Origin of the sequence: Hydrotalea sp., assembly GCF_049968455.1 — a bacterium.
GTDB lineage: Bacteria > Bacteroidota > Bacteroidia > Chitinophagales > Chitinophagaceae > Hydrotalea.
The window spans coordinates 25,780-50,970 of sequence record NZ_JBMFQT010000010.1 but is presented as its reverse complement, the minus strand read 5'-3'; the positions used below and the strand labels follow the sequence as shown (position 1 = coordinate 50,970).

At 34.0% G+C, this 25,191-nt stretch carries 21 protein-coding genes; 14 read left to right on the top strand and 7 right to left on the bottom strand.

Annotation, left to right across the window (positions count from 1 at the left end; genetic code table 11):
* Positions 1-38: 38 nt before the first annotated feature.
* On the top strand, positions 39-1,061 hold the full coding sequence (locus ACP5P5_RS08630) for a PorP/SprF family type IX secretion system membrane protein (protein WP_428285703.1): 1,023 nt from the start codon (positions 39-41) through the stop codon (positions 1,059-1,061).
* A 2-nt stretch (positions 1,062-1,063) separates the two neighbouring features.
* Here ACP5P5_RS08630 and ACP5P5_RS08625 read toward each other — a convergent pair whose 3' ends face one another.
* From ACP5P5_RS08625 to ACP5P5_RS08610, 4 genes are all read right to left on the bottom strand, one after another.
* Positions 1,064-2,653 carry a M56 family metallopeptidase gene (locus tag ACP5P5_RS08625; protein ID WP_428285702.1) on the bottom strand — a complete coding sequence of 530 codons (1,590 nt, stop codon included), beginning with the start codon at positions 2,651-2,653 and terminating at the stop codon, positions 1,064-1,066.
* Between the two features lies 1 nt (position 2,654).
* A complete protein-coding gene (locus tag ACP5P5_RS08620; RefSeq protein WP_428285701.1) occupies positions 2,655-3,032 on the bottom strand; it encodes a BlaI/MecI/CopY family transcriptional regulator in 378 nt (125 codons plus the stop codon).
* 114 nt (positions 3,033-3,146) lie between these two features.
* Positions 3,147-4,040: a sterol desaturase family protein gene (locus ACP5P5_RS08615; protein ID WP_428285700.1), complete on the bottom strand. Its 894-nt coding sequence runs from the start codon at positions 4,038-4,040 to the stop codon at positions 3,147-3,149.
* Positions 4,041-4,214: 174 nt separating this feature from the next.
* Entirely contained in the window at positions 4,215-6,593 is a 2,379-nt protein-coding gene (locus ACP5P5_RS08610) for a sodium-translocating pyrophosphatase (RefSeq protein WP_428285775.1), read from the bottom strand.
* A 228-nt stretch (positions 6,594-6,821) separates the two neighbouring features.
* Between ACP5P5_RS08610 and ACP5P5_RS08605 the strand changes: the two genes are divergently transcribed.
* From ACP5P5_RS08605 to smpB, 7 genes are all read left to right on the top strand, one after another.
* Positions 6,822-8,183: a pyridoxal-phosphate dependent enzyme gene (locus tag ACP5P5_RS08605; RefSeq protein ID WP_428285699.1), complete on the top strand. Its 1,362-nt coding sequence runs from the start codon at positions 6,822-6,824 to the stop codon at positions 8,181-8,183.
* 18 nt (positions 8,184-8,201) lie between these two features.
* On the top strand, positions 8,202-9,098 hold the full coding sequence (locus ACP5P5_RS08600) for a LysR substrate-binding domain-containing protein (RefSeq protein WP_428285698.1): 897 nt from the start codon (positions 8,202-8,204) through the stop codon (positions 9,096-9,098).
* Between the two features lie 62 nt (positions 9,099-9,160).
* Positions 9,161-10,324, top strand: coding sequence for a threonine synthase (locus ACP5P5_RS08595; protein ID WP_428285697.1), 1,164 nt, complete (start codon positions 9,161-9,163; stop codon positions 10,322-10,324).
* Between the two features lie 65 nt (positions 10,325-10,389).
* Positions 10,390-11,184 (top strand): ABC transporter substrate-binding protein, encoded by a 795-nt coding sequence (locus ACP5P5_RS08590; RefSeq protein WP_428285696.1) that lies wholly within the window; start codon positions 10,390-10,392, stop codon positions 11,182-11,184.
* A gap of 145 nt (positions 11,185-11,329) precedes the next feature.
* A complete protein-coding gene (gene fbaA / locus ACP5P5_RS08585) occupies positions 11,330-12,397 on the top strand; it encodes a class II fructose-bisphosphate aldolase (RefSeq protein WP_428285695.1) in 1,068 nt (355 codons plus the stop codon).
* Between the two features lie 242 nt (positions 12,398-12,639).
* The gene (gene accD, locus ACP5P5_RS08580) at positions 12,640-13,566 is read left to right on the top strand and encodes an acetyl-CoA carboxylase, carboxyltransferase subunit beta (protein ID WP_428285694.1); all 927 of its coding nucleotides are present in this window, start codon (positions 12,640-12,642) and stop codon (positions 13,564-13,566) included.
* A gap of 67 nt (positions 13,567-13,633) precedes the next feature.
* Positions 13,634-14,077 carry an SsrA-binding protein SmpB gene (smpB, locus tag ACP5P5_RS08575; RefSeq protein WP_428285693.1) on the top strand — a complete coding sequence of 148 codons (444 nt, stop codon included), beginning with the start codon at positions 13,634-13,636 and terminating at the stop codon, positions 14,075-14,077.
* A gap of 13 nt (positions 14,078-14,090) precedes the next feature.
* Here the strand turns inward: smpB and ACP5P5_RS08570 are convergent, their stop codons facing one another.
* Positions 14,091-14,471 carry a hypothetical protein gene (locus ACP5P5_RS08570; RefSeq protein WP_428285692.1) on the bottom strand — a complete coding sequence of 127 codons (381 nt, stop codon included), beginning with the start codon at positions 14,469-14,471 and terminating at the stop codon, positions 14,091-14,093.
* Between the two features lie 372 nt (positions 14,472-14,843).
* Between ACP5P5_RS08570 and ACP5P5_RS08565 the strand changes: the two genes are divergently transcribed.
* The 6 genes from ACP5P5_RS08565 (at position 14,844) to murB (ending at position 21,657) form a co-directional block, all read left to right on the top strand.
* Positions 14,844-15,437 (top strand): bifunctional nuclease family protein, encoded by a 594-nt coding sequence (locus tag ACP5P5_RS08565; protein ID WP_428285691.1) that lies wholly within the window; start codon positions 14,844-14,846, stop codon positions 15,435-15,437.
* Between the two features lie 39 nt (positions 15,438-15,476).
* On the top strand, positions 15,477-16,295 hold the full coding sequence (gene ispE, locus ACP5P5_RS08560; protein ID WP_428285690.1) for a 4-(cytidine 5'-diphospho)-2-C-methyl-D-erythritol kinase: 819 nt from the start codon (positions 15,477-15,479) through the stop codon (positions 16,293-16,295).
* Between the two features lie 53 nt (positions 16,296-16,348).
* Entirely contained in the window at positions 16,349-17,116 is a 768-nt protein-coding gene (locus ACP5P5_RS08555; protein WP_428285689.1) for a lysophospholipid acyltransferase family protein, read from the top strand.
* A gap of 63 nt (positions 17,117-17,179) precedes the next feature.
* On the top strand, positions 17,180-19,672 hold the full coding sequence (gene priA / locus ACP5P5_RS08550; protein WP_428285688.1) for a replication restart helicase PriA: 2,493 nt from the start codon (positions 17,180-17,182) through the stop codon (positions 19,670-19,672).
* 132 nt (positions 19,673-19,804) lie between these two features.
* A complete protein-coding gene (locus ACP5P5_RS08545) occupies positions 19,805-20,617 on the top strand; it encodes a Cof-type HAD-IIB family hydrolase (RefSeq protein ID WP_428285687.1) in 813 nt (270 codons plus the stop codon).
* A 23-nt stretch (positions 20,618-20,640) separates the two neighbouring features.
* Entirely contained in the window at positions 20,641-21,657 is a 1,017-nt protein-coding gene (gene murB, locus ACP5P5_RS08540; protein WP_428285686.1) for a UDP-N-acetylmuramate dehydrogenase, read from the top strand.
* Positions 21,658-21,673: 16 nt separating this feature from the next.
* Here murB and ACP5P5_RS08535 read toward each other — a convergent pair whose 3' ends face one another.
* Complete coding sequence (locus ACP5P5_RS08535; protein ID WP_428285685.1) at positions 21,674-23,596, bottom strand: gliding motility-associated C-terminal domain-containing protein; 1,923 nt, start codon at positions 23,594-23,596, stop codon at positions 21,674-21,676.
* Positions 23,597-23,624: 28 nt separating this feature from the next.
* A complete protein-coding gene (locus ACP5P5_RS08530; protein ID WP_428285684.1) occupies positions 23,625-25,172 on the bottom strand; it encodes a sigma 54-interacting transcriptional regulator in 1,548 nt (515 codons plus the stop codon).
* Positions 25,173-25,191 lie beyond the last annotated feature (19 nt).

The window sequence follows — 25,191 nt, the reverse complement described above, 5'->3', positions numbered from 1 at the left end:
ATTGTGGTTAAAATACAATATTTTCGATACTGAATACAATGAAACTGCGCTGCCTTTTTTTGCTATCAATTATTTTAAACATTGTTTCTGCATTTGCACAACAACGACCTTATTATACACAATACATTTTAAATAATTTTATTATTAATCCGGCTGTTGCAGGCATTGAAAATTACACAGATGTAAAATTGAGTGAACGGATACAGTGGGCCGGCTTAACGGATGCACCAGTTACCACTTACTTTACCATACAAGGTCCTTTACATAAACAAAACTATCCGCAAACTACTGCAACCAGTTTCAGTACCCCAGGGGAAAACCCTTTAGGTCAAGCTTATTGGAGAAATTATACCAGTGCATCGGCACATGCCGGAGTTGGTTTAACCATATTGAATGACAAAGCCGGTTCATTAAATAGATTTTCAGCAGCTGCTACCTATGCATACCACGTAGGTTTAAATGCTACTACCAATTTATCAGCAGGTGTTTCTTTAGGTATTGCGCAACTTAATTTAAATACAGGCAATTTAAATTTTGCAGTTCCTGTAGATCCAGCAGTTGCAAATGCCAATACCATCAATCGACTAAAACCAGACTTAAGTGCCGGATTATGGTTATACAGTGCACATTATTTTCTGGGATTATCAGTACAACAATTGCTGCCTGATGATATTTATTTTTCCACACAACCGGTAGGAATTCTCCCCGGAAAATTAGTACCTCATTTATTTTTTACTGGCGGTTATCAATTTCCGCTATCTGATGATGTTTCTGCACTTCCCTCCTTTCAGCTTAGATACATACAACCCTTACCGATTGGTATTGATATGAATGTGAAGGTGCAATATCGTGACCTTTTGTGGACAGGCTTTTCAATTAGATATAAAAATGGTTTTGCCGGTATGCTTGGAGTAAATATAAATAGTTTGTTAAACGTTGGATATTCATATGATTATAGCACATCCATATTAGGTACCGTTAGTAGTGGCACACATGAAATAGTAATTGGATTGTTACTCAATAATCATTATGCAAGCCGTTGCCCACAACGTTTATGGTAAGGCTAATTAAAAACATTATTCATGATAGTAGAATCAGTAATTACAGGTACAATCGGTTTTAGTTTTATTTCGTTATTAGGATAAAGATGCCAATAATAGTCGCGAACAATATGTACTTCACCATCTATACCCGGTAACTGTTTTTGTACTTCCATAATATAACCGTAAGGCTCAGTAGTATGCGTTTGCTTATCTACTTTTTGAATAAAATACATCCGATAGCCTATTGTTGAATGATTATAATGAATGTCGCTTATTTGTTTAATTTTAAACGAAGATTGTATTGCTTCATCTTCATTTATGGCAGATGACAAAAGTTGTTTAACCGGTATAAATGAAAGATCTTGAGAATTATTGTTGGTGTTTACTTCATCCTGATTCGATTCAATTACTTTATCAATAATTGGATTTATACTTTTAAGTCTTACAGGATTGGGCTTTTTTTTGCTCGCTAATAATTGCTTTTGTGGAGCTAATATTTTTGTTGGTCTGCTTGCTGCTGATTGTAGTGGAATAACACTTGCTATATTAGTAGCAGCAAGGATTTCCCTATTCTTATTTTTACTATAATCAACAGTATTTTTAAAACTAACATTGAAAGTGATAAAATAGAATATTGCCATTGCCAACAAAACATAAAAGCCAGCCATAAAAATTTTGGCATTATGCAAAATTGAAACAGGTTTTGGCATTTTATCAAACTGTACAATATGTTGAATTCTTAATAATAATACTCCTTTGTTTTGAACAGCAGGCATTGATAACACAGGCGATAATTGAATATTACTTAGTTTTGATAATTGTAACAATGAATTGGCATAAAACATAGGCGAATATTGCTGTTGCAGAACATATTGATCACAAATAATTTCACGTGAAGTATTCATTTCACGTAGGAGAAAGTTTACGAATGGATTAAAGAACAAAATGGATTGCAGAATTTTCGCAATAAAGTTGATTAAATAATCATTGCGACGAATATGTGCCAATTCATGTACCAAAATAGCTTCTATAGCTGCAGTAGATAAATTTGTGATACTAGCAACAGGTAATAAAATTATGGGTTTTATAAAACCAATCGTTACAGGACTTACAATTTCTTGAACCAAGTAAACTATCACTTTTTTTTGAATATTTAAAACTTGCTTTTGCTTTTCAATGAACAAATGAATAGTTTCAGGTACTTGATGATTGATAATACTGTAAAGCTTTTTTTTGTGCTTTAAAATAAAGGGCCATTTAATAATTTGCCAAAGAAGTCCAATGATATAAATAACACTAAGGCAATATATTATATAGGATTGAATAACTGTTTTTGGCCATGCAAGGTTTTGAGCAATAGAAAACTCACTTATTTCATCTAAATAAGGTGGATTTAAATCCTTTGAATTGAAATAAAAGTATACACTTGCAGTAATAAAAAATAGTCCTAGTAAAATTAAAGCGGCAAATGAAAAATTAAAATGAAATATAACTTTATTAGGCAGCAATTGTTTAATAAGCACATACAAAAACCATAGAATGGCTCCTATAAACAAATTCCAAATAATGGCATTGCCCAAGTGAATTAAAAATGATTGGTAACCACTCATTTTATTCAGCATTTTTTAGCTCATCCAATAATTGCTCAATGGCTTCAATTTCATTAGCACTTGGTTTCGTATTACCTAAAGCTTGAATAACAAGAGCGGATGCAGAACCCTCAAACAAGCTATTAATCATTTTACCAAGTAATTGCTGTTGAGTATTTTCTTTAGACACATTGGCCTTATAAATATGCGTTTTGCTTTGTTCATTTCTACTTACCAAGCCTTTTTCATGCATAATTTGCATTAATTTTAAAGTGGTAGTGTATCCCGCATCTTTATGCAAGCATAACACTTCATGCACTTCTCTTACCGTTGCATTCCCCTTTTGCCACAATACCTGCAAAATTTCCAATTCACTTTCTGTGGGTTTTATTGATTTCATAGCATATTCATTAATATGAAAATATTAAAAAAACATCAATAACATTATCGTCATTTCATACGATTAAATTCGTAAGCAAATTACGATGGTTTTTGTAAATAAAATGATAAAAGATTATTCAGATTTTTGTTGTTCTTGCTTTAGTTTTTCACGTAATTGTTTCGTAGTAATGCTACTGCCATCGTGGCTCCATCCGGGAGGTGCAAATAAATACCTCAAAATGTGTGCAATGCGGGGCGATTTTCGAATATCCTTAAATATTTTAAGCCATTCAAAAAAAGCAACTTTAATAGGATTGTAAGTATTTACATTTTTAGTTAACCCAAAAGTGGGTGTAAAGACTTCCTCTTGAAAAGTACCAAACAGTCTATCCCAAATAATTAAAGTGCCTGCATGATTTTTATCTAAATACAAAATATCACTTCCATGGTGCACACGATGATGAGAAGGAGTATTAAAGATATACTCAAACCAGCGGGGCATTTTTTGTAAGGCCTGAGTGTGTATCCAAAATTGGTAGAGTAAGCTAATGGATTGCATTAACAATATCATGGCAGGATGAAACCCGACCAGCGGCATGCACGACCAAAACACAAATGATCCGGTTAAATTCCCCGTCCAGGTTTGACGTAATGCTGCTGCTAAATTGTATTGCTCAGAGGAATGATGCACTACATGGCTGGCCCAAAACCAACGAATAGTATGCGAGCATCGGTGAAACCAATAATAACTAAAATCGTCAGCAAAAAACAATAATATCCAAGCCCACCATGCTGTATACGGAATAGTAAAAAAACGATATGTATATAACCAAGAAAAGAATAATAAAATCAACCCTTTGGTAAAAATACCTGTTATCAAATTCCCCAAACCCAATGCAATACTGGTAGCTGTATCTTTTATGTTATACAAATCTTTTTGTATATGATAGGCATAAACTACCTCAACTATAATTAACAAAATAAACGCCGGTACAGCATGTAATAAAATGTTAGGAAACTGTGGCATGACAAGCAAAATATTATAAATCCGAATTTACAAATTTTAAAGCAAAGTGGATGTATTCAAAATGTAAAATAACAGCCCATTTTATTAAAAATATTAATATTCCATTTGTTTACTTAAATGAAAAAGGCTACCCCAGCATTTTCTGAGATAGCCTTTTCTTACAATAGTGAAAACTTATTTTAGGTTCACTTTATATTTTTCCTGTAAATCTTCAGATAGTTCTTTTCCGTTTACAAAAATTTTACTATCTCGAATTTCAATTTTAGCATCATTGGTCTGAATAATGCCATCCTTACGCAAATCTTGTAAAAGTTGATTGGTTGATGGGTCTCCAATTGAAAAAGTACCATGCCCATGTAAATTTTGTGTAGAATCAGATACAGAAATTTCAATGGTTTGGGCTTTAACGACTCCGTCATCAGATTTGTGAATATGGGCTAAAGTTGGAGCAATAACTAAGGAAACAATTGACATTAATTTAATTAAGATATTCATCGAAGGTCCGGAAGTATCCTTAAATGGATCACCCACGGTATCACCGGTTACTGAGGCTTTGTGTGGATCTGATTTTTTATAAAATGTTTCTCCATTAATTTCTACCCCTTTTTCAAAAGATTTCTTGGCATTATCCCAAGCACCTCCGGCATTGTTTTGGAACATACCCATTAAAACGCCACTTACTGTTGCACCCGCTAAAAACCCACCTAAAGCTTCTGGGCCCAATATGAAGCCAATTAATAAAGGAGCAAGTATAGTAATAGCACCCGGCAACATCATTTTTTTAATGGATGCAGCAGTAGAAATAGCCACACATTTATCATACTCAGGTTTTCCAGTTCCTTCCATTATACCGGGTATATTTTTAAATTGACGTCGAACCTCTTCCACCATTGACATTGCGGCTTGACCAACTGCACGAATGGCTAATGATGAAAAAATAAAAGGTATCATACCCCCAACAAATAAACTGGCTAAAACCTTTGCTTTATATATATCAATACCGTGCATGGCGTAACCATTATTGTTAATTACACCTACATATGCAGCAAACAAAGCCAAGGCAGTAAGTGCTGCAGAAGCAATAGCAAATCCTTTACCTGTGGCCGCAGTAGTATTACCCACAGCATCTAATACATCTGTTTTTTCGCGAACATCACCTGGCAATTCACTCATTTCTGCTATACCACCGGCATTATCAGCAATAGGACCAAAAGCATCAATAGCTAGTTGCATAGCTGTAGTTGCCATCATACCAGCGGCCGCAATGGCTACACCATATAAACCAGCGCAAGCATAAGCGCCCCAAATACCGCCCGCTAAAACCAATATGGGTAAAAATGTACTTTCCATACCAACTGCCAATCCACCAATAACATTGGTAGCATGACCGGTTGAAGACTGCTTAATGATACTTAATACAGGTTTTTTACCCATTGCGGTATAATATTCAGTAATTATACTCATAAGGGTACCTACTAATAAACCTACACCAATTGCACCTAAAACACCCCAACGTGAAAATTCATGTCCTCTTAAAACCATATTATCTGGTAAAATGTAAGTAACCAAACCAAAGCAAGCCAACGCAGTTAATATGATACTTCCCCAGTTTCCAAGATTTAAGGCATTTTGTACGTTAGATGTATTAATACCGGCATTTTCACTAATTCTAACAAAGAAAGTTCCAATAATGGAAAATAAAATACCAATGCCAGCAATCATCATAGGTAATAAAATGGGGCCATAGCCTCCAAAATTATCGTTGGAAATCGTTTCCTGACCTAATACCATTGTAGCCAACACTGTAGCCACATACGAACCAAATAAATCGGCTCCCATACCGGCAACATCGCCTACATTATCACCCACGTTATCAGCAATAGTGGCAGGGTTACGTGGATCATCTTCAGGAATACCTGCTTCTACCTTACCCACTAAATCGGCACCAACATCAGCAGCCTTAGTATAAATACCACCACCTACTCTTGCAAACAATGCAATACTTTCAGCTCCTAATGAAAAACCGGTCAAAACCTCAATTGTTTTAATCATTTCGGTGCTTGTAGAAGCACTATCTGGAGCGAATATTTGTTTTAAAATAATAAATAAAGCTCCTAAACCCAATACAGCCAATCCAGCTACTCCCAAGCCCATTACCGAACCACCGGTAAATGAAACCTTTAATGCTTTGGCTAAACTACTGCGAGCTGCTTGTGCTGTACGCACATTAGCTTTAGTTGCAACACGCATACCAATAAAACCGGCAACGGCACTGCAAACAGCACCAATGATAAACGCTATAGCAATACTCCAATGGCTATTAGCATTACTTTGTGCCATAAAAGCCAATAAAATAGCCACTAAAACAACAAAATAACCCAATACTTTCCACTCTGCTTTTAAAAAGGCCATAGCCCCTTCAGCAATGTAGGTACTAATATCTTTCATTTTGCTGTTGCCGGCATCTTGCCTGGCCACCCATTTAAATTGTATCAGTGTATACAATAAACCAATAATACCCATGATAGGTACAGCATAAAACAAATTGTTCATCATTAGTTCTGGTTCTAAGTTTTTAAAATTTAAAATGAAGTAGACAAAAATAGGGGGAAAAACTATAAAATTCCTTCAAACCAGCAACATTCGTTTTTTACTTCGGTTAGAATTGATGAATAAAATCATCTAATTTGACATAAACAATTGTTATTTGCATAACATAATATTATTATTCTTTAATACTAAAAATGCCGAAAAACCTACATTTGCAACATAACAAATGCCATGATGGAAATAAAAAACAACATTTTAGAAACCATAGGTAACACTCCTATGATACGCTTAAACCGCGTTACAAAAGATTTTCCTTGTACAGTTGTAGCTAAAGTGGATTACTTTAATCCAGGAAACTCTATTAAAGACCGTATGGCTTTAAAAATGGTAGAGGTTGCTGAACAAGAAGGTCGCTTAAAACCAGGCGGAACTATTATTGAAGGAACCAGTGGTAATACAGGCATGGGACTTGCTTTAGCAGCTTGTATAAAAGGTTATAAATGCATATTTGTAACCACCGACAAACAAAGTAAAGAAAAGGCTGATATTTTAAAAGCAGTTGGTGCAGAAGTTATTGTTTGCCCAACCAATGTAATGCCCGATGACCCTCGCAGTTATTATAGCGTTGCTAAACGTTTAAGTCAGGAAATACCCAACTCCTGTTATATGAACCAATACGATAATTTAGCCAACCGTCAGGCTCATTATGAAAGTACCGGCCCCGAAATTTGGGAACAAACCGATGGGAAAATTACCCATTTAGTTTGCACTGCCGGTACAGGTGGCACTATTACAGGAACAGCCATGTATTTAAAAGAAAAAAATCCGAACATACAAGTTTGGGCAATAGATGTATATGGTTCATTACTTACACACTATTACCAAACCGGTGAGGTGGATATGTCATATGTTCACCCTTATATCAGTGAAGGATTTGGGGAAGATTTTGTACCCAAAAATTATGATATGCGCTTTATTGATCACTTTGAACAAGTAACAGATAAAGACGGGGCAATTGTGGCTAGGCGTTTAGCTAAGGAAGAAGGCTTATTTTGTGGTTATAGTGCAGGAAGTTGCTTTCAAGGTTTAATACAATTGAAACACAAATTAAAAAAAGATGATTTAGTGGTTTGTATTTTTCACGATCATGGCAGTCGTTATGTCGGAAAAATTTATAACGATCAGTGGATGATTGAACGCGGATTTTTAGAAGTTAAAACCTGCAAAGACATTATTAATGCACGTGCACACAAAAAACTGATTAGCGTTACCCCTAATCAATCAGTTGCCGAAGCTGTAGCTTTGATGGAAAAATACGATATTGAATATATTCCTGTAATGGAAAATAATAAAATTGTAGGAGCCATAAGTGAAGGAGGACTATTTATTAAAATGTTTTCTAACCCTGAAATTAAAACACAAGCAATTAGCCATGTTTTAGAGCCTGCCTTTCCTATTGTTGATATGGCATCTCCAGTTGAAAAATTAGGCTCTCTAATCAATAAAACCAACGGTGCCGTATTGGCGTGTGATGAAAAAGGCGACTACCACATTATTACAAAATATGATGTACTACAAAGTCTGGGACGTTAATCAAATAAATTGCTGTTTATGCTTTCGCCGCAACATGAAGTATTTTTGGAAGTAGCCAAACAAAAAAGTTTTTCAAAGGCTGCAGAACAAATGTATATGTCTCAACCGGCTATCAGTAAAAACATTAAGCAACTTGAATTTCTTTATAAAACTAAATTATTCGACCGGCGGGGTATGTATATTGAACTTACCCCTGCCGGTAATTTATTATATGAAAGATTAACCGAAGTAAAACGCATACAAGAACAAACGTTGTTTGATATAACTGCTCTATCAAATGCCATAGAAGCTGAAGGCAATTTAAAACTTGGGGCAAGTACAACCGTAGCTTTGTACATTCTACCAAAAGTTTTATCTGTATTTCACAAGCAATACCCCAATATCAATATCAGTTTATTAAACCGAAATACAGAAATTGTTTTAGATGCTTTGCTGAATAAGGAAATTAATTTGGGTATTATTGAAGAAAAAGGTCAATTAACCAATGTTAGCTATTTACCCTTTATTACCGATGAAGTAATTGCAGTATGCAGTAGTCAAAGCAAGTGGGCAAAAAAGAAAAATTATCAAGTACAAGATTTATATCAAATACCATTAGCTATCCGTGAACGTGGTAGTGGTACATTAGCAGTACTAAAAAAGCAATTGGAAAAACATAAAATTCTATTCAATAACTTAAACATAAAAGTTCGATTAGGAGGAACTGAAGCACTTAAAAATTTTATTATTGCTTCGGATTGTTTGGGATTTCTACCCCGTCGCTCTGTTATTAAAGAGTTAAAATATGGCGAACTAAAACAAGTAAGTTTTGACGGATTGAATATTGTTCGCAACTTCTATTTCATTCAACGTAAAGGCGAAATCAGTAATTTGAATAAACAATTCATAAAAACTGCACAAAACGCTTATCACTAAAAGTTATAGTATATAACAACATTACACACAAATTAGTTATAGTGCCTACTTAGTTTTACAGTGTGAAAACACTTAGTAAAACCATATCTGCAGCCGCACTCCTAACCTGCCCAAACTGCGGCAAGCAATACAATATTCACACTATACAAACTTTTGCTACTTGCTGCAATGAGCCATTATTTACCGTTTACAATAGCAATGCATTACCTGCAATAAAAATTCATTCAAAAACACAAAGCCTTTGGCGTTATGCCAACATGTTACCGGTTTTTGATGAACAAAATATTGTAAGCTTAAATGAAGGATTTACCCCTATACATACCCTTAACAAAATAAGTAACCGTTATAAGGTTAATACAGTTTATTTAAAAGATGAAGGGGTAAATCCTACCGGCTCATTTAAAGCCAGAGGTTTAAGTGTTGCCATTTCAAAAGCGAAAGAATTAGGTATTGAACATTGTGTTATACCAACAGCCGGTAATGCCGGTGGTGCTTTAAGTGCTTATTGTGCTAAAGCTAAAATAAATGCTACCATAGTTATGCCTGAAAGCAGTGCTTCTATTATTAAAGAGGAGGTTCAACTTTATGGTGCAACCCTACTTCAAATTCCAGGATTTATTCAGCAATGTGGTAAGGTTGCCGAAGAAATTGCACAAAAAACCGGTGCCTTCAATTTAAGTACTATGAAAGAACCCTATAGATTGGAAGGAAAAAAAACTTTAGGCTACGAAATTGCAGAGCAACTTAACTGGCAATTGCCCGATGTTATTATTTTCCCAACCGGCGGTGGAACCGGCTTAATTGGAATATGGAAAGCATTTCATGAATTAGAAGAGTTAAACTGGATAACATTCGATAAAAAACCAAGAATGGTAATTGTACAAACAAAAAATTGTAATCCCATGATACAGATTATTAAAAACGGACAAAAGCAAAACAATTTTCAACCCCAATACTCCATAGCGAATGGCCTAGTGGTACCCACACCATTTGCAGAAAAAAGTATGTTACGAGTAATTATTGAAAGTAACGGTACGGGTATTGATGTTAGCGAAGTAGAAATACAAAAAAGTATTGAAGAAATAGCAAAAACTGAAGGGCTATTACTTTCCCCGGAAGGGGCTGCTGCATTTGCAGGATTTAAAAAATTAACGGAAAAAAACTGGATTGATGCCCACGAAAATGTTTGCATTGTGAATACAGGAAGCTGGTATAAATACCATTAGCAAATCAATGTCATTCTTACTTACTGCAATCATGCTTTCATAGGCAAATGATGTACATTTGAAATATGCATTTTTTTATTAACCATTCTAAATTACCATTACCTTATTCAAATCCACCCAAAAAAATTATTTCATTAGTACCCTCTCAAACAGAATTACTATACACGTTGGGAATGGAAGACTATGTAGTAGGTATTACTAAATTTTGTGTTCACCCACCCGAATGGAAACATAGTAAAACTATTGTTGGCGGCACTAAACAACTACACATTGAAAAAATTAAAGCATTAAGACCAGATCTTATTATTGCCAACAAAGAGGAAAATGTACGTGAACAAATAGAAACCCTTAGCCACATTGCACCGGTTTGGGTAACTGATATTAATAATTTAGATGATGCCTTAAGCATGATTCATCAAATGGGTGAAATATGCAGGAAGAATGCGTTAGCCGATCAATGCGCAACAAATATTCAAAATAATTTTTCATTATTAAAGTCTTTGCAACCAAGCAAAAAAGCAGCTTATATAATATGGAAACAACCTTTAATGGTGGCTGCAGCTCAAACATTCATTCATGAAATGCTAACGCTGTGTGGTTTTTTAAACGTTTTTGAAAACAAAAAACGTTATCCATCCATAACTGAACAAGAATTCATTACAACCGAACCAGAATTCATTTTACTATCATCAGAACCCTTTCCTTTTCAAGAAAAACACATCCATTATTTTCAGCAAATGCTTCCGAATTCCACCATTATTTTGGTTGATGGTGAAATGTTTAGTTGGTACGGAAGCAGATTATTACACAGTGTTGCTTATTTCAAAATATTAATAGAAAATATTCAAAAAAACAATTAATCGTTGGTTAATAAAAACAAATACTAACAAATGTTTTTATCAACTATTAGTATCTTTGCAACCGAAAATGAATTAGCTGTTAAAAAAACAGCAAAAAACTATTCACCACAATAATTTACCATTTAACCACAACAAAAAATTCATCATGAAAAAGTATCAACCCGGAGTATTATTTGGCGAAGAACTAGCTGCATTGTATAAAGATGCAAAAGACAATAAATTTGCATTACCCGCTGTAAATTGTATTGGTACTAACTCAATTAATGCCGTGTTAGAAACTGCAGCAAAAGTTAACTCTCCCGTTATTATACAATTTTCAAATAGTGGCGCTCAATTTATTGCAGGAAAAGGCATGCCTAACGATAATTATCAAGCCAATATTTCCGGTGCTATTTCTGGTGCATTACACGTTCACAATGTGGCAAAATATTACGGTGTTCCTGTAGTTTTACATACTGACCACGCAGCAAAAAAATGGTTGCCTTGGGTAAGTGGTTTAATTGATGCGGGTGAACAATTCTTTAAAGAAAAAAAACAACCGCTATTTAGTTCACATATGCTTGACCTTTCTGAAGATGCTTTAGACTATAATATTTCTACTTCGGTAGAATATTTAAAAAGAATGAAGCCTTTAGGCATGAGTTTGGAAATTGAGCTAGGAGTTACAGGGGGTGAAGAAGATGGCGTTGATAATTCTGATGTTGAAAACCACAAATTATATACACAACCCGAGGAGGTGCAACAAGCTTACGTTGCCCTAAGTAAAATAAGTAATTTATTTACTATAGCTGCTGCATTTGGTAATGTACATGGTGTTTACAGTCCGGGCAATGTACATTTACGTCCTGAAATTTTACACAATAGCCAGGTATATATTCAACAACATTTAAATACTGAAGAAAAACCTGTAAACTTTGTTTTTCATGGCGGAAGCGGTTCACCTAAAGCACAAATTCATGAAGCCATTGGATATGGAGTTATCAAAATGAACATTGATACAGATATGCAATGGGCTTTTTGGGAAGGTGTGTTGAATAATTACAAAAAAAATGAAGCGTATTTACAAAGCCAATTAGGCAACCCTGAAGGTCCTGACATGCCAAATAAAAAACATTATGACCCTCGTGTTTGGTTAAGAAAAGGAGAAGAAAATTTCATTTTGCGTTTAACTGAAGCATTCGAAGATTTGAATTGCATTAATAAAAATGCATAATTTTTCTAAAATAAGCATTTAGCCACTCAAAATAATGGGTGGCTATTGTTTTTTGGAGTATTATCTGTTTATTTTGCAGTAGGTTAAGCAGTAAATAAGTGCTGTTTAGGTAAACAACCTTATTTTTGCTACCTTCAATAATCTGTTTATAGTATACTATACCCCTTGTTCTGCTTATTCAAATGGAATATGTACGTTTCATGGGTAGGTACATTTTAACAAGTTGAAAAATGATGATAAGCATGAAAAAAGAATTAGAAGAAAATATAGAACATAATTTAACTGGTGACGAGGAAACCCAAAAAGAAGAGGAAAGCCAGAAAAGAAGTTGGTTTAAGCGTGGCAAAAAGGGAATTTTAACCTCTACAGCCGATAAAAAAGAAACCCCTGAAGGACTTTGGAGTAAATGTCCTAACTGTAATTATATATCTACTACGAAAGACTTAGAAGAAGAATTGTTTGTTTGCCCAAAATGTAACTATCATCATCGTATTGGAAGCCAGGAATATTTTGATTTTTTATTTGATAATCAGGAATATCAAACCTTGTTTGATGAAATTATTAGTAAGGATTTTTTACACTTTACCGATTTAAAAAATTATCAGCAGCGATTAGACGAAATTCGGTCTAAAACCAACTTGAAAGATTCAATGCGTGTAGCTGTCGGCCCTATTAATGGTAAAAAAATTGTAATTGCATGCATGGATTTTGAGTTTATTGGTGGCTCATTAGGCAGTGTTATGGGCGAAAAATTCAGCAGAGCTGTTGATTATTGTATACAACATCGTTTACCTTACATGGTAATATCAAAAAGTGGTGGCGCCCGAATGATGGAAAGTGCTTTTAGCCTAATGCAATTAGCAAAAACAAGTGGTAAACTATCACAATTAAGTAATGCCAAACTTCCTTATATATCTTTACTCACCGATCCTACTTTCGGTGGTATTTCTGCCAGCTTTGGTATGTTAGGCGATTTAAATATTGCTGAACCCGGCGCATTAATTGGATTTGCCGGACCCAGAGTAATTAAAGAAACCATCAAAAAAGATTTACCTGAAGGATTTCAAAAAAGCGAATTTTTGCTTGACCATGGTTTCTTAGATTTTATTATCGACAGAAAGAAATTAAAAAACAAAATTTCAGATTTAATTACATTATTCGGCAATTAAACTATTGGCTGGTTGTATTATTTCAAATAAAGCCAATTGTCAGTAAAGTTTCACCATTTGTACTTGTATGGCAAAAGAAATGAACAACAGACAGGCTTTTTTTAACTATGCTATTGAAAATAAATTAGTAGCAGGCATTGTATTATTAGGAACCGAAGTAAAAAGTATTAGAGAAGGTAAAGTGAGCTTTAATGATGCATTTTGCTTGTTTGACAAAGGTGAACTATGGCTACGTGGCCTTTATATTGCTGAATATAAATTAGGAACACACAATAATCATATTGCAGTACAAGACAGAAAACTACTATTAAAAAAAAGAGAACTAAAAAAGTGGGAACTAAAACTAAAAGATAAAGGCTATACCATAGTACCCTTACGCATATTTTTTAATGAAAATAATTTAGTAAAAGTAGAAATTGGACTTGCCCGTGGTAAAAAACTTCATGATAAAAGAGAATCCATTAAACAAAAAGATGCTGAACGCGATATGAAACGATTCCTTAAACGATAAGTCAGTTCAACCATCAATCATATTTTCGCTTTGAAGTTACTTCCTGTATAGTCATCTGTTCCCTTAAGCTTTCTTCAACAGGGTTTTTGTTCAACAAAACAGCAACACCCCAAAAAACAAGTGCAATTAAAATAGAACCCAATATTTCATCCCATTTAAACCAATAACCCCAGCTCCTATAAACTGCCGCATTATTAGGCTTAGCAGTGTTATAAATAATCATTACCCTTTGCCCACTTACTAAATTTAAAAATGGATAAGCAGCCTTTACAGAAAAACTATCTGAAGCAACATGAAAAATTGCAAAAGGAATTAACTGGTTGGCAGTATCTTTCATTCTAATAGTACCATAAGTAGTTTCACTATCAAAATAATCAGGCTGTCGCGTAAACACTATATAAAAAAAGGTTACGAATATATATAAAGTTATTACTATCTTATACAATTACAATTGATTTTAAATTGATAATAAGAGGATATTTAATAGAATGCTCAAAGAAACAGATTAATCACAACCTTTTTACGTATTTTATTTTTTTACAAAATACTTTTCATTGTTTATGATTCAAAAGTTTAATTTTTTTAATAAAAGTGATAAATATTGCAATATTACAATTGGCGCTTTAAAAAAAGTATTTTAAAGATGATTTAAATAGACTAAAAAGTTATTTTTTGTAAAGAAAAGAAATTACAATGCTTTTAAAAAAGGAAGTTTTATTTTTATGCCTGCAATAAATTTTAAAAATTATTTTATTTTCGTGGGGATATGAAAAAAATTGAGTTAGAAATTGTTGCCCTTTCACATAGTATAACCCAAACACACTCCTATGCAGTAGTATTAGGAGAAGTGAATGGTTTACGTAGATTACCAATTGTAATTGGTGGTTTTGAAGCTCAGGCAATAGCAGTTGCATTGGAACACATGAAACCAAGTCGCCCGCTAACCCACGATTTAATGAAAAACTTCATGAACGCCTTTAACATTGAGTTACAAGAAGTAATTATTAACGATTTGCAAGAAGGCATTTTCTACTCAAACCTAGTATGTTATTCCGAGCATGATACGGTTGAAATTGATAGCAGAACGAGTGATGCTTTGGCTTTAGCTGTTCGTTTTGGCTGCCCGATTTACACTTATGAACATATTTTACAAAATGCCGGTATATTAATGGATGATAAACCTTCCGGTGAGCCACAAAAAATGGAGGCCGTTGGTATGGAAGAACCTCATAAAGAAGGTGAACTTGATTTGGCCAGCATGAATTTAGAAGAATTACAACGCTTGTTACATGATGTTTTAGAGCATGAAGATTACATAAAAGCTATTGCTATACGCGATGAAATTAACAGAAGAAAATGATTTTGCTATAATTATATAATTATTCCTTATTCCAATTCAATGGTAGTTTTTCCCAATTGTAAAATAAATTTAGGCTTACACATTACTAAAAAAAGGGAAGATGGTTACCATGAAATTGATTCAATCTTCTACCCCATTGCATGGCATGATGCTTTGGAAATAATACCCACAAAAAACGAAAGCATTAATATTCAATTTACTACCACCGGACTAACAATACCCGGGAATACGAATTCCAATTTATGTGTAAGAGCATATGAATTATTGAAAAAAGATTTTCCGCATATTCCTTCCATAAAAATGCACTTACACAAAGCCATTCCTATGGGCGCAGGTTTGGGCGGAGGCAGTTCTGACGCTGCAGCAGTATTACAACTAATGAATGAATATTTTCAATTGAAGTTAACAAATCAGCAACTACAAAAATACGCCTTGTTTCTTGGTAGTGATTGCCCATTTTTTTTGCTAAATGAACCAGCACTAGCTAAAGGACGTGGCGAAATATTACAGCCTATAACATTGCCATTACAACAATATCAATTTGTTCTTTTGTTTCCATCCATACACATAAGTACTGCTTGGGCATTTCAACAAATTACACCTACAATGCCTAAGATGAATTTATTAGATATTGTAGAACAGGATATTACAAAATGGAAAAATAATTTGGTAAACGATTTTGAAATCCCTGTTTTCAAACAACATCCAGATTTAGCCAAGCTAAAAGAACAGTTATACACAAATGGCGCTTTGTATGCAGCCATGAGTGGTAGTGGTAGCACATTATATGGCATATTTGAAAAAAGAAAACTGACAAATCTTAATTTTCCGAAAAATATTACTATAAAAATAATTTAGTCTACTAGAGATATTTTTATATTTTAAATCAAAATGACTCTAGAAAAATTCAAATGAAAAAAATTTTACAAACTATATATTCAGTTTATGCACTAATTATTTTTATCATATTAATGCTCATTGCATTCCCATTTATTGCTTTTGTAGCTTTATTTGGTGTAAAAGGAGGCAATGCAGTATATGCTATTGCAAGAATATGGGGTAAAATTTGGTATGGTTTAATTGGTATAAAGCACAAAATTATTTACGAATCCATACCCATTAAAACACATCAGTATATTTTTGTGGCCAATCATACTTCATATATAGACATCCCAACCATCATCCATTCGTTAAAACAACCATATAGAGTTTTAGGCAAATACGAAATGGTAAAAATTCCAGTATTTGGTTACATTTATAAATGTGCAGTTATATTGGTAAAAAGAAGTAGTGCAGAAGAAAGAGCAAAAAGTTATCAGGCGTTAAAAAAAACAATTGCAACCGGTTTGTCAATTTTCATTTTTCCGGAAGGAACATTTAATGAAACAGGGCAACCTTTAAAAGATTTTTACGATGGTGCATTCAGAATTGCTATTGAAACCAATACACCCATACAACCAATCATATTTTTGAAAACCGCACAACGTATGCCACCGGAGTATTTTTTACAACTAAGTCCCGGAACCACAGAAGCTGTTTTTTTAACACCTGTTATTTTTGATCAAAATGATAAAAACCTTAGCGTAAAAACATTAAAACAACTAGTTTATCAAAAAATGGAGGCTGCGATTTTACAATACAACCAGAATAGCATTTCAAGCAATAACTCAAGTAAATAACTTAACTTTAATGTTTAGAATGGTCATCCCATTTTGAAGGGATTATTGCCTGTATAAAGATTTATGAATTTAGTAGCATTCACATCGTACCCCTCAATTACTTCTTCCACCACTTCGGTTTATTGCGATGTAATTATACCCATTCTATTACCCAATACTTACACATGGGAAGTCCCACCGGAATTTCAGGTAGCTGTAAAAAAAGGCATTCGTGTTGAAGTAGCTTTGCGCAACAAAAAATATGCTGGAATAGTAAAAAAGGTGCATCAACAAAAGCCGGAACTATTTCAACCCAAACCCATACTTAATGTTTTAGATGAATTACCTGTAATTTATGAAACACAACTACAATTTTGGGAATGGTTATCACAATATTATTTATGTAGTGAAGGTGAAGTAATGCAAGCCGCCCTTCCCGCACATTTAAAATTAAGTGGCGAAAGTATACTTATTTGGAATGAGGGGTTTATTATAGATGGTGTGGAATTATCTGATGATGAATTTTTATTGGCTGAAGCATTAGAAATACGAAAAGAACTTCGTTTAACAGAAGTACAACAAATCTTAGCTTCCAATCATGTATATCCAGTTATCAAAAAATTAATAGATAAAAAAGCCTGTTTTATTTGGGAAAGTTTACAAGATAAATATAAACCCAAAACTGAAACATTCATACAGTTACAAACTCCCTATACCAATGAAACTGAATTAGAAAAATTGTTAAACCAATGGAATAAAGCACCCAAACAATTAGAATTGCTTTTAGCCTATTTACATTTTGCAAAAACAAATGGTGAAGTAATACAAAGTGAATTACTAAAAAAATCAGGGGCTAGTGCAGCACAACTAAAAGCATTGATTGACAAAGGTGTGCTTGTTGCTCAAAAAAAAATAGTTGACAGAGTAAAACAACTACCCAAAAATATTCAACCCAACTTTAAACTATCCGACATACAAAATGCTGCATTGCAACAAATAAAAACAGTATGGCAACAAAAGCAAGTTTGTTTGCTACATGGAGTAACTGCCAGTGGCAAAACACAACTATATATTCAGTTAATAAAAGAAACTATTGAAATAGGTAAACAAGTATTATACCTGCTACCCGAAATTGCTTTAACTACTCAAATTATAAGACGGTTGCAAGATTCATTAGGTGGATATGTTGCGGTATACCACTCAAAATTTAATGCTAATGAAAGAGTTGAGATTTGGAACAAAGTGAAGGATGGAGAATCAGCAGTTATTATAGGTGCTCGCTCAGCAGTTCTATTGCCATTTAAAAATTTAGGACTTATTATAATTGATGAGGAACAAGACAATAGTTTTAAACAACAAGATCCTGCACCACGCTACCATGCAAGAGATGCTGCTATTTATTTAGGCACATTAACACATGCCAAAGTGTTATTAGGTAGCGCTACCCCTTCAGTTGAAACCTATTATAATTGCCAAACAGAAAAATATGGCTTAGTAGAATTATTGCAACGATTTGGCGATGCCGCTATGCCATCAATAGAAATAGTAGATTTAAAAAGAAACCATAGTAAACAGAAAGGGAAAGTTGCAGTAAGTGAAACGCTAATGCAACAATTACAACAAACCATTCAACAAAAAAAACAAGCTATTTTATTTCAAAATAGAAGAGGATATTCCCCTTACCTAATGTGCCAAACATGCGGGTGGATTCCTCAATGTAAACACTGTGCCGTTACCCTTACCTATCACAAAGCAAAAAACACATTAATTTGTCATTATTGTGGAACAAATTATCCGGTAATACAAACTTGCATGGCATGTGGTAGTCAACATTTCATTCAAAAAAATTTTGGAACGGAAAAGATTGAGGAACTACTAGTTGAAGCATTACCCAATGCGCAAATTGCCAGAATGGACTTGGATGCAGTTAGAGGAAAACATGACCACGACAAACTAATTCAACAATTTGAACAACATAAAATTGATGTGTTGGTTGGCACACAAATGGTTGTAAAAGGTTTAGATTTTGAAAATGTACAATTGGTAGGTATTATAGATGCAGATAGTATTTTAAACTTTACCGATTTTAGAGTAAATGAAAGAGCATTTCAGTTAATGGAACAAGTTAGTGGCCGTTCAGGAAGGAAAGACGGAAAAGGCATTGTACTTATACAAGTGAATAATACACAACATCCGGTATTGAATTTTATTAAAAACCACGACTTCAAAGCATTATATAATTTTGAATTAGAAAGCAGAAAGCTTTATAATTACCCGCCTTTTACAAGACTCATAAAAATTACATTTAAACACAAAAGCAAAAACATTGCCGAAGAGGCTGCCATTAAATTTCAGCAACTATTATCTACACAATTTAAACCTTACATCAATGGCCCATCTGTGCCCATTATTGAACGAATAAGAAATTTATATATATGGGAATTATTGATTAAACTTCCTAAAAACAATGCATTGGTTCAAAAATGCAAACAAGCTATTGTACAAAATACAAACAACCTAAAAGCACAACAGCCTTTTAAAAGCATTCAAGTGGTAATTGATGTAGATCCTTATTAAATTAAGAAAAATGACAAAAGTAATATGAATTAAAAAATAATTAAGTTGCCTATTCTTTAAACACACGCATTATTAAAGTTAAAGTGATACAATACTTTTACAAATTGAATTATTAAAAAAAAATTTTATACTATGTTAAAAGCTGTTTTCATTGATATTGATGGTACTTTACTAAAATCAGATCATACCGTTAGCGATGCAACAATTAAAACAATTCAACAATTAAAGGAAAAAAATATACTGGTTGTATTAGTGTCAGCAAGGCCTGTGCATGGAATAAGTAGAATAAGTAAAATTGTTGGATTAGAATCTGCTCCTACAATAGGATTAAATGGCGGTTATATAGCACAAAACAATCAGGTTTTATACAAATCTAACATACCTACTTCAACTGTAATTGCACTACACAATGCAGTTGAACAATACCCATTAACTACATTGTATTATCAAGATGAATTATGGTTCGCAGAAAAGCAAAGTAAGTACAGTATTAATGAACAAAAAATTTCTGATGTTCCGGTTATTATACAACCCATTGCAGAAACAGTACTTCAATGGGAAAAAGATAATACTGGACCGAATAAAATTATGATGATTGGAGATGAAGCAACAATTCAGCAATTAGAATTAACTGTTCAACCACAATTTGCAAATCAGCTAAACATGGCAAAATCAAAGCCTATTTTTTTAGAAGCCATGCCATTAAATGTATCAAAAGCAAAAGCAGTAGAAAAAATTATTCAACAATATCATATTAAACCTGAGGAAATTATTACCATTGGAGATAATTTTAATGACAAAGAAATGATTGCGATGGCTGGTACGGGAATTGCTATGGGAAATGCACCCGATGCTGTTAAAGCTGTAGCTAAATATGTAACTGATACTAATAATAATGATGGTGTAGCTAAAGCAATACAACACTTTTTACAACAATGGTTTTAATTTTTTTGATTTAAACTTCTTTCATGCTTACATTAACCCACAACGTTTCATTGTTAAATTATAACACTTTTGGTATTGCAGCAGAAGCAGAAAATTTCATTGTACTTTCATCATTAGATGAGCTTACCCAATTATCTGAAATGTGTGAAAAACTTCATCCGTGTTATGTTTTAGGAGGTGGAAGTAATATATTGTTAACCGGAAATATTAAAGGCCTTACTATAATTAACCAATTGAAAGGAATTGAAGTAATTAAAGAAGATAATGAAAATGTTTGGGTGAAAGCCTTTGCAGGTGAAAAGTGGAATGATTTAGTACAATATTGTTTGCAAAATAATTATGCCGGTATTGAAAATTTAAGCCTAATACCCGGAAGTGTTGGTGCAGCGCCTATTCAAAATATTGGCGCATATGGAGTTGAGTTAAAAGATGTGCTAGAAAATGTAGAAACATTTTTAATACATGAAAATACCATCAAACATTTTTCGAATAAAGAGTGTGCTTTTGGATATCGGGATAGTATTTTCAAAAACACATATAAAAATAAAGCAATTGTCATTTCCATTACTTTAAAGCTTAGTAAAACTCCCAAACTCATTATAGGTTATGGAAGTTTACAAAACCAGTTACAACATATGGGTATTGAAAAACCCACTATACAACAGTTAGCTGAAGCAGTTAATATAATTCGCACCAGTAAATTACCCGATCCGGCAAAGATTGGCAATGCTGGTAGCTTTTTTAAAAATCCTACTATTTCAAAATTTCGATTACACGTTTTAAGCGAACAATATGAAGATATTCCGGGCTTTGGATTAGATGATATGCATTTTAAAATTTCGGCAGCCTGGCTAATTGAAAAATGCGGGTGGAAAGGCGTACGTGAAGGTAATGTAGGCTGTAACCCGCTTCAACCGCTGGTTATAGTTAACTACGGTGGGGCTACAGGAAAAGAAGTTTTTGAATTTTCAGAGAAAATTGTTCAATCTGTACAAAAAAAATTTGGAATTGTATTGGAGCGTGAAGTTAATGTTTGGTAGCGGTATCGCATTTGTTTTATCGAATTACCAAAATTGAACCTGTACGCGGTGGTGTTCCATTTTTTAAATTAATAACATAATAGTAAGTACCAATGGGAACCGGCCTTCCATTAATAGTACCATCCCAAGGATTGCTATAACCCACCGAATGAAATACCACTTGACCACCTCTGTCAAAAACATTTACTTCAGCAGTTGGGTAAGTATATAAATCTTTAATTTCCCAATAATCATTAATACCATCGCCATTTGGTGAAAATGCATTTGGGATAGATATTTTTTTATACACCCTTATGAATGATTTGCTAATAGCTTCGCCACACCCCTGTTGCGATACTACATGTAAATAATAAGTCGTATCAAAAGTTGGATAAACAATTGGATTTAAGACATTGGAATTCGAAATATTGTAATTGGGAAGCCAAAAAAACTGAACATCATCACCACCGATTGTTCCATTTAATTGAACCTGATCCCCTTCGAAAATTGTGAAACTTTTACCTGCATTCGCTTTGGGTAAATGCAAAACATTCACCATTACGCTGTCGGTTCTAATACAATTTCCATTACTTACCGTTAAATGGTAAAGTGTACTATCTGTTGGAGTTGCAGTTGGCTGTGGTATCGTGTCAGATGTTAAGGAGTTGGCAGGTTGCCACTGATATTTTTCTCCTCCACTCCCAAGCAATACTACACTACTCCCTTCACATATTGTTTGAGCAGAACCGGCATTGGCTAACGGTATTGCATTTACACTTACCAATAAAGAATCATGGTTGGTACACCCTATATCAGATTTAGCATAAACGTAATAATTTCCTTCATTTTGCTGGGTAAGATTTGCAATAGAAAACCCTGATTGATTGCTCCGGAAAGAAGCAGGGCCATACCATTCAAACTGATTGGCAGTATTACTTGTAGCAGTTACCTGCAAGTTGTCACCTATACAACCTGCATTATTGGTTCGAATTGTAATGGATGGTCTTGGTTCAACATGAATAGTATATGCATTAGAAGCAACCCTACAAGCCGGTAATGATATGTTGTTTCCTTGTGCTACCACTAAACGATATTGATAATCGCCAGCCGGCGTAGCTAACCTACTATAAATGGAAGATGTGGCACCGTTAATATCTTGCCAACCTCCATTAACATAGGTTTGCCATTGGTACTGTGTATTAGAAAAACCGGAAGAAATATTCCCATCTAATATTATTGTATTCTTTACTGTATCACAAATATTAGTATTCGCAGTTTGCCCGTTATTTGAAACGGTAATCAATGGGCCACATGGCCGAAAAGTAATGTCATCTAACGCCAGGTCGTTGCCGCACCCCCCGGGGGCATTGTTACGCATACGAATTACAACATCGCTGGTATTTAAAGGTGTGGAAAAATAAAAACCGTACTGCCGCCAAGTAGGTGTTGAGGTTTTTGGAATATTTCCGGAAGAATATTGCTGTAATACAGTACCGGAAGTGGTTTCAATACTAAATGTAACGTTAGCCAAGATGGGATTACCACTACATGCCGAAGGTGTATTTAAATTCAAAAGCCATGCTGCAAATTCATAAGTAGTACTGGCACATAATCCTTTTACGGTATCAACATAAAAATCGCTTGGTTCATACGAAGCATTGATAAGCATCATGTATCCATTAACACTATTGGGGGTATGATCTTTCGGTAATACAAACCATGTGTTGCCAAAACAACCACCTGTTGAAGAAGCAATAGTATATGCCCCATCTTGAGGGCAATCTTTGGACACGTATGTATAATTAGTTACTCCATAAGGCAATGGAGGCCCTATGCCACCGCCACTTCCAAAAGTAATATTAACAACAGGATCGCCTAAACTTCCCGAACATAACTGTCCCTTAGCTATATTATTGTATGCAAAAAATAATATAATTAAAAAAATGGGGTATTTGTTCATGGTTGCTTATAAGGGTAATAGCCTATGTTTAGTTGAAGTCATCCTCATTTAATTCATCTTCTTCATCAAAATTCATGGCATTTAGGTTCATCATGCTACCCATTAGGTCTTTGAACTCTATTTTACCGTCAAGCATTTTTTTGCTAATAAGAGAATAACCGGCTAATCCATGCAAAACAAATTCCATTAATAAGGCATTTTCTTTTTCATTCGCATAATGAAAATATTTTTTTACTAATGCATACAAGCCATCCACTTTATATAAAGCAGCAATCTTATCATTGTCTTGCATATCAGTCATCAAATCAATGTGATTTCCAGCATCAAACCAGCGTATAATGGCTTTATAGGGGTTATCCTCGGGCTTTTCTTCTACTGACTTTTTGCCTACCGGCTTTTTCTTTTTCAATGCTTCAGGGTTGGGAAAATATTGAACAAACTGGGCTCTAATAGCACGATCGATTAAATGCAGTGCTACTTGATATGGCCCTTCCTGCTCTCCTTCATACACTAATTCAATTTTTCCGGTTATGGCAGGAATGGTACCCATTAAATCACTAATCCAAACCTGTGTTTGTTTTTCTTTAAAAATAATAGCCCTTCGTTCTGCACTACTAATGGCATTTTCAAATGCAGCAATGGTTAATCGGGCACTTACGCCACTTTTTTTATCAACATATTCATTGTTACGTGCTTCAAAAGCAATTTGTTCAATTAGTCTTTTAATCAAATCGCTCACATTCACTTTTTCTGCTTGTTGTGGTAATATAGTTGCCTCTTGTTCTGTTATAGTTAATGCTGTTTCTATATTTTTAGGATAATGTGTTAATATTTGGCTTTGAATTCTATCTTTTAATGGTGTAACTATGCTACCACGATTGGTATAATCTTCGGGGTTAGCCGTGAAAACAAATAATATATCTAATGGCATTCGAAGTTTAAAGCCTCTTATTTGAATATCGCCTTCTTCTAAAATATTGAATAACGAAACTTGTATCCGAGCTTGCAAATCGGGTATTTCATTAATTACAAAAATACCGCGGTTACTGCGGGGAATAATGCCATAATGTATTACTCGTTCATCAGCAAAATTTAGGCGAAGATTGGCAGCTTTAATGGGGTCAATATCTCCAATTAAATCGGCAACACTTACATCGGGAGTAGCTAACTTTTCTCCATAACGATCAGAGCGATGCAGCCAGGTTATCGGCATTTCATCGCCATATTCAGCCAATTGATCTTTTGCATATTTACTAATAGGATGAAATGGATTATCGTTAATTTCACTACCCGCAACTACAGGTATATATTCATCCAATAGTTCAACCATTTGTCGTGCAATGCGTGTTTTAGCCTGGCCACGTAATCCTAAAAACAAAATATTGTGTCGGGAAAGTATAGCTCGCTCAGTATCCGGTATTACTGTATCTTCATAACCATATATGCCACTAAAGGGATTTTCTTTTGATTGAATTTTGGCAATTAAATTGTCGCGAATTTCTTCTTTAACTGACTTAGACTTGTAACCCGATTTTTTTAACGCTCCTAAAGTTGTAATTTTTGAATAATCTGTCATTGCTAATTATTTTCTATTT